The organism is Catellatospora sp. NPDC049609, from assembly GCF_040675365.1.
Taxonomy (GTDB): Bacteria; Actinomycetota; Actinomycetes; order Mycobacteriales; family Micromonosporaceae; genus Catellatospora.
On the sequence record NZ_JBFAOU010000231.1, the window covers coordinates 1 to 10,767 of the forward strand.

At 71.1% G+C, this 10,767-nt stretch carries 10 protein-coding genes, 1 tRNA gene and 1 pseudogene; 5 read left to right on the forward strand and 7 right to left on the reverse strand.

Annotated elements, in window-relative coordinates:
• Positions 1-33 precede the first annotated feature (33 nt).
• On the reverse strand, positions 34-831 hold the full coding sequence (locus tag AB0J67_RS36045; protein ID WP_363489416.1) for a CPBP family intramembrane glutamic endopeptidase: 798 nt from the start codon (positions 829-831) through the stop codon (positions 34-36).
• A gap of 63 nt (positions 832-894) precedes the next feature.
• On the opposite strand from AB0J67_RS36045, the gene AB0J67_RS36050 reads away from it, so the two are divergent.
• Complete coding sequence (locus AB0J67_RS36050; protein WP_363489418.1) at positions 895-2,007, forward strand: globin domain-containing protein; 1,113 nt, start codon at positions 895-897, stop codon at positions 2,005-2,007.
• 84 nt (positions 2,008-2,091) lie between these two features.
• Here the strand turns inward: AB0J67_RS36050 and AB0J67_RS36055 are convergent.
• Positions 2,092-3,027, reverse strand: a pseudogene (locus tag AB0J67_RS36055) (helix-turn-helix transcriptional regulator); the annotation flags it as partial.
• Between the two features lie 309 nt (positions 3,028-3,336).
• Here AB0J67_RS36055 and AB0J67_RS36060 point away from each other — a divergent pair.
• From AB0J67_RS36060 to AB0J67_RS36070, 3 genes are all read left to right on the forward strand, one after another.
• Entirely contained in the window at positions 3,337-4,122 is a 786-nt protein-coding gene (locus tag AB0J67_RS36060; protein WP_363489420.1) for a (2Fe-2S)-binding protein, read from the forward strand.
• 222 nt (positions 4,123-4,344) lie between these two features.
• Positions 4,345-4,617 carry a hypothetical protein gene (locus AB0J67_RS36065; RefSeq protein ID WP_363489422.1) on the forward strand — a complete coding sequence of 91 codons (273 nt, stop codon included), beginning with the start codon at positions 4,345-4,347 and terminating at the stop codon, positions 4,615-4,617.
• 480 nt (positions 4,618-5,097) lie between these two features.
• Entirely contained in the window at positions 5,098-6,093 is a 996-nt protein-coding gene (locus tag AB0J67_RS36070; protein ID WP_363489423.1) for a ketoacyl-ACP synthase III, read from the forward strand.
• 163 nt (positions 6,094-6,256) lie between these two features.
• Here the strand turns inward: AB0J67_RS36070 and AB0J67_RS36075 are convergent, their stop codons facing one another.
• The gene (locus AB0J67_RS36075; RefSeq protein ID WP_363489425.1) at positions 6,257-7,234 is read right to left on the reverse strand and encodes an ice-binding family protein; all 978 of its coding nucleotides are present in this window, start codon (positions 7,232-7,234) and stop codon (positions 6,257-6,259) included.
• 529 nt (positions 7,235-7,763) lie between these two features.
• Positions 7,764-7,852: transfer RNA gene (locus tag AB0J67_RS36080), tRNA-Ser, on the reverse strand.
• Between the two features lie 75 nt (positions 7,853-7,927).
• On the opposite strand from AB0J67_RS36080, the gene AB0J67_RS36085 reads away from it, so the two are divergent.
• Positions 7,928-8,863: an NAD(P)H-quinone oxidoreductase gene (locus AB0J67_RS36085; RefSeq protein WP_363489427.1), complete on the forward strand. Its 936-nt coding sequence runs from the start codon at positions 7,928-7,930 to the stop codon at positions 8,861-8,863.
• On the opposite strand, the gene AB0J67_RS36090 is transcribed toward AB0J67_RS36085, so the two are convergent.
• From AB0J67_RS36090 to AB0J67_RS36100, 3 genes are all read right to left on the reverse strand, one after another.
• Entirely contained in the window at positions 8,860-9,567 is a 708-nt protein-coding gene (locus tag AB0J67_RS36090; RefSeq protein WP_363489429.1) for a glycosyltransferase family 2 protein, read from the reverse strand. The genes AB0J67_RS36085 and AB0J67_RS36090 overlap by 4 nt on opposite strands.
• Before the next feature lie 160 nt (positions 9,568-9,727).
• Positions 9,728-10,285 (reverse strand): hypothetical protein, encoded by a 558-nt coding sequence (locus AB0J67_RS36095; RefSeq protein ID WP_363489431.1) that lies wholly within the window; start codon positions 10,283-10,285, stop codon positions 9,728-9,730.
• Between the two features lie 35 nt (positions 10,286-10,320).
• The coding region (locus AB0J67_RS36100) for an ATP-binding protein (RefSeq protein ID WP_363489433.1) at positions 10,321-10,767 on the reverse strand (447 nt) is incomplete at its 5' end.

A 10,767-nucleotide genomic window follows, 5' to 3' on the forward strand; every position in this document is an offset into this window, starting at 1 on the left:
GCGGGACCGGTCGGTCCCGCCCCCTCCGGCGTCTCACAGCCAGTCGAGATGCTTCGCGAGCAGCGCGTACCCGATGAAGGCGACGATGTCGAGCAGGGCGTGCGCGACGATCAGCGGCCCGGTGCGCCGGTAGCGCAGGAAGAACAGCGCGAACACCACGCCCATCACCGCGTTGCCCACGAACGCGCCGAAGCCCTGGTAGAGGTGGTACGAGCCGCGCAGCAGGGCGCTGGCGGCGATCACCGCGGGCACCTGCCAGGACAGCTGGCGCAGCCGGGTCATCAGGTACCCGACCACGACCACCTCCTCCAGCACCGCGTTCTGCACCGCGGCCAGCAGCAGCACCGGCAGCGCCCACCACACCTCGCCCAGCCCCTCGGCGACGACCGTGGCGTTGAGTCCCAGCTCGCGCGCGCCGACGTAGAGGGCCAGCCCGGGGATGCCGATCGCGGCGGCAAGCAGCGCCCCCGCGCCGAGGTCGAAGCCGCGCCGGGTGCCGTCGAGTCCGAGCAGGCCGCGCGCGCCGAACCGGCCGTCCCAGCCCGGCCCCCGGTTGAGCAGGTGCACCGCGAACAGCGCCGGGACCAGCGCGAAGAAGATGCGGGTGAGCTGGATCGCGAGGTCCAGCCACGGGCGGTCGGGGGTGACCGCGGTGTTGAGCTCGGCCGCCTGCTGGTTCAGCGGGCCGGGCCGGGTCAGCTTCTCCGTCAGCGACAGCACCGACAGCACCGCGGAGTGGCCGAGCGAGACGCCGAGCAGCAACCAGACCTCGTTGCGCAGCACCGGGCGGGAGGGGGTGGTGATCCCCCGGACGAGCTCTTCAGCAGCCATGACACAACAGGGTCGCACAGTCTGTGCGACGGGCGAACGCGCAGCGTTGACATCGTTACGAACGTGAGTGACCTTCAGCGGCTGTTGAAAGAGAGCTGGACCCTTGTCGAGGAGCAGCAGGACAAGGTGGCCGGCTACTTCTACGCGCGGATCTTCCTCAACAACCCGGGCATCCGCGACATGTTTCCGGTGACCATGGACGTGCAGCGGGCCCGCCTGCTGGGCGCGATCGTGTCCGCGGTGCAGTCCGTCGACGACCCGGACCGGTTCGACGAGTACCTGCGCTCGCTCGGCCGCGACCACCGCAAGTTCCAGGTGGTGCCCGAGCACTACGAGGTGATCGGCGCCGCGCTGCTGGAGGCGATCCGGACGTTCGCCGGGCCCGAGTGGGGGCCGGAGTACGAGCAGGCTTGGCGCGACGCGTACGACGTGATCGCCCGCAAGATGCTGGCCGGCGCCACCGCCGACAGCAACCCGGCCTGGTGGCATGCCGAGGTCGTGGCGCACGAGCGGCGCTCGCGGGACATCGCGGTGCTCACCGTGCGCCCGTTCCAGCAGCTGGAGTACCGGGCCGGGCAGTACCTGTCGGTCGAGGTGCCGAAGTTCCACCCGCGTGTGTGGCGCACCTACTCGGTGGCGAACGCGCCGCGCACGGACAACACCATGGACCTGCACGTGCGGGCGCTGGGCGCCGGCTGGGTCTCCGGTGCGCTGGTGCGCCGGGTGCAGGCGGGCGACCTGCTGCGGCTGGCCGCGCCGATGGGCAGCATGGTGCTGGACCGGCGGTCCACCCGCGACATCGTCTTCGTCGCCGGCGGCACCGGGCTGTCCCCGATCAAGGCGCTGCTGGAGGACCTGACCACGTTCAACCGCACCCGCTGGGTGCACGTCTTCTTCGGCGCCCGCGACCGCGACGACCTCTACGACCTCGGTTCGCTGCAGGAGCTGGCGGCGGCCTACCCGTGGCTGTCCATCGTGCCGGTGTGCAGCGACGATCCGGGCTGGGGCGGCGAGGAGGGCTCGGTGACCGACGCGCTGTCGCGCTTCGGCCCGTGGATGGAGCACGACTTCTTCGTCTCCGGCTCGCCGAACATGGTCCGCTCCACGCTGCGGGCGCTGACCCAGCTCAAGGTGCCCCAGACGCGCGTCCGGTACGACGCGTTCAGCGAGCACTGAGCGGACGGCGCCGAAGGAACGAGGCCCGCCCTGCGGCGGGCCTCGTCTGTGTCAGTGCGCGGGCACGGGCGGGGCCGAGGTGACCGCCCGGAAGCGCCACTGCAGCTGGAAGCGCGCGTTCAGCGACGGGTCCTCCGTGCGCCAGGTGAACACCGCCTGATCGGCCTCCAGCTCGCGCACGATGGGCGTACGCAGCGGGGCCTCCTCCGCGGCCATGGACGTCTCCACGCCCCACACCTGCGGGTCGAGGTACGACGGGAAGCGCATCTGCACCACCAGCCGCCGGGTGGGCAGCCGCACCGCGCGCTCGAACCAGGTGCCCCACTTCAGCTCGGCGACGCGGTAGCGATACTCCACCGTGGTCCGCTCGCCGGGGTAGAGCGGGAACCGGCCGTCGGCGTTCTCGAACAGCAGCCAGATCTCCTTGAAGGCGTCCCGGTCCTGCTTGGCCCGCCACACCATCGGCTCGGCCGCGCCCGGCTCGCCGCAGAACGCCACCAGCCCGAGCTCGTCCAGCGACAGCGGGTGGGTCCGGTGGTGGTCGTTGGAGCGCTGCGGCTGGCCCGGGTAGCGGTCCACGGCGACCCGGATGAGGTAGCGCGTGACCGGCTCGTTGCCGGCGTTGTAGAGCGCCCGGCGCACGATGACCTGGTAGTCGCCGTCGACGTAGGTGAGCTGGGCTTCCTCCAGCTCCACGACGAGTCCGGTGCCCGGGGGCAGCCACTGGGCCGGCACGGCGGGCTCCCGCGTGAGCAGGGTGGCCGGACCGCGGGCCTGGCGGGCCTCCTCGTACTCCTGGAAGCGGCGCCAGATGGCGCCGCCGGCGTTGAGCACGGCCTCGGCGCGGCGGGCGAAGTCCTCGGTGGGCCGATGTCTTCGGCCCTCGATGTGGCTGATGTATGAGGGATCGAAGCCCATCCTGCTCGCGAGCTGCTTCTTCGTCATGCCGCGGTCGATGCGCCACCGGCCGAGCTCGGTGGCGAAGGCCTCGACGGCACGCTCCACCGGCGAAACGCTCATGACCCGATCCCGCTCCGCTCGGTCATGCCACACCTCGCCCCCTCCTCCGATCGTCGTGAATCCTCATTCTTCGCGGCCGAAGCACCAACCAATGGGAACTGCTGATTAGCTGACATATGCCTTGACAAGCTGCCAAGCGGCCAGGCGGTGCGGCAGCGCCAGCAACTATCGCAGACGTGACACACGGTGAGCGAACTGGCGTAAACTGACCTGGTCTGGTTAGCCTAGCCTTATCGGTGTACAGTGAGCGCCTACCCTTGATGACGTGGGTCTGTGCTGGAAGGGATCGGTGAGGGACGGGTGCGTACGTTGACGCCTCTGCTCCTGACCGACGCCCTGCGCCCCCTCAACGTCACGCTCGGTGCGGTGCGCCGTCGCAATGGGTTCAACGCGGTGCACGGCCTCGCCGACCCGCTCGTGCTCGCCGACACCGCGGGCTGGACCCCGGCCGGCGCGCTGCTCGACGGATCGGCCCTGCCCGCGCTGCTCGACACCGCCGTGCAGCGCTGGGGAGCCGCGCCGCACGCCGCCGCGACGCTGGCCTGGAAGTCCTACACCTACTGGCTCGCCATGCCGGCGGTGCTCAGCTGGGCGGTGGCCCGCCGCGTCCCGCTCGTCGACGCCGACCGCGTCTCGGTGCGCTTCGGCGGCGGCCCGGGCGCCGCACTGGTCCAGGTCGGCCTGCGCCGCCCGCACGTGGCGGTGCTGCCCGACGACCCGCTGGCGCACGTGAACGTCCCCGGCATCACCGTCGTGCCGGACGAGACGCTGCTGCTCAAGACGCTGCGCACCAGCCTGCTGGACGCCCACCTCGACCCGCTGTCCGAGCGCATCCGCCGCGACGTCAAGGTCGGCCGGCGCACCCTGCTCGGCTCCGTCGCCTCCGGCATCGCGTACGCGGTGCTGCGCAGCGCGCACGCCCTGCACGGCTCGGCCGCCGATACCGCCGGCACCCTGCTCGACGCGCTCGACCTGGCCGACCTGGTGGACATCGGCATGGACGAGACCGGCCGGCCCACCGTGCACCGGCGCACCTGCTGCCTGGCGTTCACGCTGCCGCAGCCCAAGGTCTGCTCCGGCTGCTGCCTGCGCTGACCCGCGTTCCGGGTTGAGACTTCGACTCGCGCGCCAGGTCACCCCGCATCCCTTCGCTCGTGGCCACGGCGTCCGTCCACAAAAGATGAACGGGATGAGTCGTGCCCACCGGCACCGAGCAGGTATTCACTCGCCATCGAAGGGGTGGTTCCCACTTCCGCTGATCCGCGCTCGTCGATAGGTTCCCTGGTACCTATCACTCCTAGTTATGGAGGTGTGACGATGCGCAATCGTAGCGGCATCGCCAAGCGGATCGCGGTCATCGGGGCGGCGGTCGTGGCATTCGCCGGGGCTTCCGCGATCGCGGCGACCCCGGCCCACGCCACGCCGGCCGACTGCACCACGGCCCTGGCCGCCGCCGGTTACGGCGGGGTCGAGTACTCGCTCGCCTGCACCCTGGGCGACATCTCGTACACGCTGTGCTCCCTGGAGCTCAGCCTGCTGAGCGTGCCGCCGGTGACGGCGGACGTGGCGTGCCGGCTGGCCGCGGCCTGATCCGGCGCCAAGGGTGCGGCCCTCGAACATCCTGGGTCCGAGGGCCGCACCCCCTCAATGTAAGGCTCACCGGCCGATCGCCGGAGTCCCGGACCGCGCCGCGGGACGGAGCCCGGTTTTCCAGGTGAGGCAGGTGCCCCGGCCGAGAGCGGCCGGGGCACTTCTCGTCCGCGCTCCGGCCGCCTCGTCCGCGCCACAGGGTGACCTCCTGACTACCGGTGCCGCACATCTGGAGGACGCCGTTCCGCAATGCGGGACAGCGCGCCGGACGACTCGCTGTGAGCAGCGTCTTCGCGCACACTCGTCTGCACGGCTCTGGCTCGATCCACGGCGACCCGGCGTCGACCGTGCTCGCGTGCGATCCCGCCACCCCATGGCGCACCGTCCACCGTGTACAAAGTCAGGGCCGGATCAGTGCGGCCGTCGGCCGGGAGGACCCGACGAACGCGCCCCACCCCGCAGTCAGAAAGGTGCTCGACAGTGGCCACCCCGACAGGCATTCTCGCCACCGGCTCGTACCTGCCCAAACACGAAGTCACCAATGAGGACATCGCGGAACGGGCGGGCGTCACCCCGGAGTGGATCGCCGAGCGCACCGAGATCCTCACCCGCCGCTACGCCGCACCGCACGAGGCGACCTCCGACCTGGCCGTGCAGGCGGCCGGCGCGGCGCTGGAGCAGGCCGGGATCTCCGCCGACCAGATCGACTACATCATCCTGTCCACCTCCACCGGGGACAGCCCGCAGCCGCCGACCAGCCACCACGTCCAGCGCGAAATCGGCGCGTCCCGCGCAGTGAGCTTCGACATCAACGTCGTCTGCAGCGGCTTCGTGTACGGGCTGGCCCTGGCCGAGAGCCTCACCACGCAGCAGCCGGGCAAGCACGCGCTGGTCATCGGCGCCGACATCTACTCCCGGATCCTCGACCCCACGGACCGGCGCACCGCGGTCCTGTTCGGCGACGGGGCGGGTGCCGCCGTGGTCGGGCCGGTCCCCGCGGGGACCGGCTTCGTCGGCTTCGACCTGGCCAGCCGCGGTGAGCTGAGCTCGCTGATCCGGGTCGAGGCGGGCGGCAGCCGCCGGCCGGCCAGCGCCGAGACGATCGAGGCGGGCGAGCACTACTTCCGCATGGAGGGACGGGCCGTCAGCGAGTACGTCATGGCGGCGGTGCCACCGGCGATCACCGCGCTGGCCGACCGCCTCGGCGTCGGCCTCGACGAGATCCAGCACTTCGTGCCCCACCAGCCCAACGGCCGGCTGCTCACCAAGCTGGTGAACGAGATCGGGATCGGCAACGCCACCGTGCACCGCACGCTGGAGAGGTACGGCAACGCGGGCAGCGCGTCGGTCGCGGTGACCCTGGACCAGGCGAACCGGTCCGGTGCCCTGCAGCCGGGGGACCTCGTGCTGTTGGCCGGGTTCGGTGGCGGCATGGCGATGGGCTCGTGCCTGCTGCGCTGGAGTGCCCGCGCCTGAGCACCATTGCCGGCCACCGTCCTTCAGCAGCGAAACGTCGCGTGCCGTCTCCTGAGGCCTATGCTGGTCCGCGCGCCGGTCCGGCGCCTGCCTGTTCACGAAAGACGATGGTCCCCTGCGGCGGGTTCGCCGCAGGGGACCGATCGGTCAGGTTTACCGTCGCTCAGCAGCGAGGGCCTTCACACGGCGGGCCGTACCTGGACCGTGACGGTGTCGGCTTCGGTCGGGACGTTTTCGTCGGCCTCGGCTTACCGGTCGGTCTCGCGGTGGGGCTTGCCGTCGGAGACGCCGTCGGAGACACGGTCGGCGAGGCCGTGGGCGACGCGGTCGGCGAGGCCGTGGGCGACGCGGTCGGCGACGCGGTCGGCGAGGCCGTCGGAGACGCCGTCGGAGAGGCCGTGGGCGACGCCGTGGGCGACGCAGTCGGAGACGCTGTGGGCGATGCCGTCGGCGTCGCGGTCGGCGATGCCGTCGGCGTCCCGGTCGGCGGGAGCGCACACTCCGGCCTCGTGATCCGGTTGTCATCGAGGCTGACCTGGCCCGTTTGGGCCAGTACCCGTCCCTCGACGTTGGTTCCGGTCTGCACCGTGATCGACGCCAGGGCCATGATGGTTCCGACGAAGTTGGTGTTGGTGCCCAGGGTCGCCGAGCTGCCCACCTGCCAGAACACGTTGCAGGCCTGGGCGCCGTTGATCAGCGCGACGGTGCTGTTTGACGCGGTGATCAGCGTCGCATCGGTCTGGAAGATGAACACCGCGTTGGGATTGCCCTGCCCGTCCAGGGTGACCGTGCCGGTCAGTCCCAAGGTCTCGTTGAAGTACACGCCCTCGACGAAGGTCAACCCGCCCAGTTCGACTGCCACCTCGGCGTCCGGCGTGCGGCCCGCCGCGTCGTTGTACGCGGTTGTCAGGTCGTTCTTGGCGGCCAGGGCGACCGCGTCAGCCGAGTGGATGACACCATTGATCACCACGCCGGGGGGGAATCCCGTGACATCGGTGCCAGGGTGGACACCGAGGTCGCCAGAGACGATCGTGCCGACGGCGGGGACGTTGGTGACCGTCGCACCCGCCAACACTGCGAAGGAGGTCGCGGTCCCGAGACCCACCGGGGGGACTTGCGCCCAGGCCGGTGGAATGTTCATGACCAGGGCTCCAGTGAGCATGACGGCAACAGAGGCGCTCAGCGCCGATACCGCCGCGACCCAACTTCGCCGTTGGTTCCTGGACAGGCGTTTCAGCAATGTACGACCTACTTTCCGGCGGTCGGCACAAGGGACGGGCCCGTCGTCAAGGCACCGTCATGCCGAAAGGTGAGTCAGCTCCCGAAGAGTCATCAAGAGCCCAACAGGGACAGTAACGGCCAGTGATGGTCAAGTTACGCAAAACGACCAAATCGCCCCCTGTTTGTCCATCGCTGCGGATCAGTGGCGAACTGCTACGCGAATGCGGCTCTGGTATCGGCTCCGCACCCACAGGGCTCGTTGTTGGAGTTCGCCCACACGTCCGCCCCGCAGATGTCCGGAGGCGACGGAGAGAGGCACGGTGGGCAGCCCACGGCCGGCCGTGGAACCTCGGCCAGAGCCGCGCACAGCGGTACATCCGCACGAACCAGGGGCCGGCAGGAAGATCGCTTCCTACCAGCCCCTGGCTGCGTTTTCGCTGGATCTGCGGCGGAGGGTAAGGGATTCGAACCCTTGAAGAACATCGCTGCCCTTAGTGGTTTTCAAGACCACCGCCATCGGCCACTAGGCGAACCCTCCCGGCGCATTGCCGACGACCAGTGTGCCAGACGTGCCGCGCGCGTGCCCGTTCCGGTGCCGGGGGAAGATGGTCGGGTGCGTGCGATCACGATCCCCGCGAAGGGTGAGCTTTCCTGGTCAGAGGTGCCGGACCCGGTGCCGGGGCCCGATGAGGTGCTGATCCGGACGGCCGCGTCCGCGGTCAACCGGGCCGACCTGCTCCAGGTGGCGGGCTTCTACCCGCCCCCGCCGGGCGCCCCGGAGTATCCCGGCCTGGAGTGCTCCGGCACCGTCGTGCACCCCGCGGGCGGCTGGCAGGCCGGTGACGAGGTGTGCGCCCTGCTGGGCGGCGGCGGGTACGCGGAGCTGGTGGCGGTGCCCGCCGCGCACGTGCTGCCGGTGCCGGCCGGGATCGACCTGGTCACCGCGGGCGGGCTGCCGGAGGTGGCGTGCACCGTCTGGTCCAACCTGACGATGGTGGCGGGCCTGCGGGCGGGTGAGACGGTGCTGATCCACGGCGGCGGCAGCGGGATCGGCACGTTCGCGATCCAGTACGCCAAGGCGCTGGGGGCGCGGGTGGTGACCACGGCGCGGGCGGTCAAGCATGAGCGGCTGCGCGAGCTGGGCGCGGACGTGTGCCTGGACTACACCGTCGACGACTTCACGGACGTGGGCGCCGACGTGATCCTGGACATCATGGGCGCGTCGTACCTGGATCGGAACGTGCGGGCGCTGGCGCCCGGCGGCAGGCTCGTGGTGATCGGCATGCAGGGCGGCACCAAGGCCGAGCTGAACCTGGGCGCGCTGCTGGCCAAGCGGGCGAGCATCGCGGCCACGGCGCTGCGGTCGCGCCCGGCGGAGGAGAAGGCCGCGGTCGTGGCGGGCGTCCGGCAGGACGTCTGGCCGCTGCTGGCGGCGGGGGCGGTCCGGCCGGTGGTCGACTGCACGTTCCCGCTGGCCGAGGCCGCCGCGGCCCAGGCGGTCGTCGGGGCCGGCGACCACGTGGGCAAGGTGCTGCTGGTGGCCGGTTAGGCCGCGGGGACCTGCTTGGGGATCGGGCGGAACCGCTCGCGGGTGAGGATGAGCAGGGCCTCGATCCCGTCCATCGCGGTGATTTTCTTGCCCTCCTCGCGGGTGCGCGCGGTGTAGCTGATCGGCACCTCGTACGGGCGGATCTTGCGGCGCAGCAGCTTGCCCGTGGCCTCGGCCTCCATGCCGAAGCCCTTGGACTTGATGTTCAGCGAGCGGTAGAGCTCCAGCGGCATGAGCTTGAAGCAGGTCTCCAGGTCGCCGATGTACGAGTTGAACAGGATGTTGGCGAACAGGGTGACGCCCTTGTTGCCCATCACGTACCAGAACGAGAACGCCGCGTGCCCGCCGAAGCTGCGGTTGCCGTAGACGACCTTGGCCCGGCCGTCGAGCACGGGCTCGAGCAGCTTCGGGATGTCCTTGGGGTCGTATTCCAGGTCGGCGTCGAGGATGACCATGTAGTCGCCGGTCGCGGACTCGACGGCGGTGCGGATGGCCGCGCCCTTGCCGGCGTTCTTCGCGTGGTGGAAGGCCTGCAGGCGGGGGTCGTCGCAGCTGTTGAGGATGTCGGCGGTGCCGTCCGCGCTGCCGTCGTTGACCACGACCAGCTCGGTCTCGCACGGGTAGTCGACCGCCAGCGCCTGCTTGAGCGCTTCACCAAGCCGGGCCTCTTCGTTGTAGACCGGCATGAGAATCGATAGCTTCACGGGGCTCTCCGCTGCTGGAGCTGGCTGGAACCCGCTGAGTCTAGCCAATGTGATGGGGGCATGCACATTCGGCGAGGTCAGCGCCCCTTGACAGAAAGGAAGGGCACCTTCTTAACGCATATGGTGAAGAAGGTGCCCTTCCTTACCCCTGGGGTGGGGGTCACTTGGCGAGGGGGATGACGATCAGCCGGGCGGTGGGCTGGTCGCCCTGCTTCGGCCCGGCCAGGGCCACCGTGGCGCCGGCCTTCAGCTCGGTGGGCTGGATCGTGGCGCGCTTCTCCACCACCCGCAGCTTCTCGGCGTACGCCCAGGTGAGGGTGAAGCCGTCGGCGGACTTCACGGTGATCGAGTCGGCGTCCACGGCGGTGACGGTGCCGCGCTGCACCAGCACGGTGACCTGGCCCTGCTTGGTCTCCACGACGGCCTCGCCGTGCAGCGTGCCGCGGCGCAGCGCCACCCGGAGCGCGTGCCGCTTGCGCCAGTTCCGCAGCCGCTCGCCGGCCGGGTCGTCCGCCTTCGGCGACGGGGAGGCGGTGACGGCGAGCGCCGCCTCGGCGGGCACCAGGTCGGCGGGCTCCACGCCCATCGCGGCGAGCGCCTCGGCCTCGACCGAGGCGACCAGTTCGGTGGCGGCCGCGGGCACGTCCGCGGGGCCGCAGGCGGTGAGGCCGAGCAGCGTGGCCAGGCCGAGGGCGACGGTGAGGCTGAGTCTCTTCATGCGGCTCAGCCTGCCCCCACCCCGCCTGGCCCGGGTCAGGCCGATGTTCGCGGCAGGTAAACCGTGAACCGGGCGCCGCCCTCGGCGGCGTGGCCGGCCTCGATGGTGCCGCCGAGGCGGCGCGCCAGCCCGGCCGCCAGGGCCAGGCCCAGCCCGCTGCCGGTCTGCCGTACGCCCTGGTAGCGCTGGTGCAGTGCGCCGCGCTGAAACGCCACGCCGAGGTCGTCGTCGGTCAGGCCGGGCCCGCCGTCGCGGACCTCGACCGCGGTGCGCTCGGGCAGGGGGTGCACCGCGATCACGAGCGGGCGGCCCGCGGGCACCACCCGCAGCGCGTTCTCGACCAGGCCGTCGACGATCTGGCGCAGCCGGACCGGGTCGGTGTGCGTCCAGACCTCCTGCTCGGGCACCTCGACGCGCAGCCGGACCCCGGCCTGGGCGGCGCGGGGCGCGAACGCCCGCTCGGCGGCCCGCACCAGCGCGAC

Excerpts from the sequence above, each read along its gene's own strand:
- AB0J67_RS36045 (WP_363489416.1), bottom strand. The coding sequence starts at position 831 with ATGGCTGCTGAAGAGCTCGTCCGGGGGATCACCACCCCCTCCCGCCCG.
- AB0J67_RS36065 (WP_363489422.1), top strand. The coding sequence starts at position 4,345 with ATGCGCAATCGTAGCGGCATCGCCAAGCGGATCGCGGTCATCGGGGCG.
- AB0J67_RS36075 (WP_363489425.1), bottom strand. The coding sequence starts at position 7,234 with ATGAACATTCCACCGGCCTGGGCGCAAGTCCCCCCGGTGGGTCTCGGG.
- AB0J67_RS36095 (WP_363489431.1), bottom strand. The coding sequence starts at position 10,285 with ATGAAGAGACTCAGCCTCACCGTCGCCCTCGGCCTGGCCACGCTGCTC.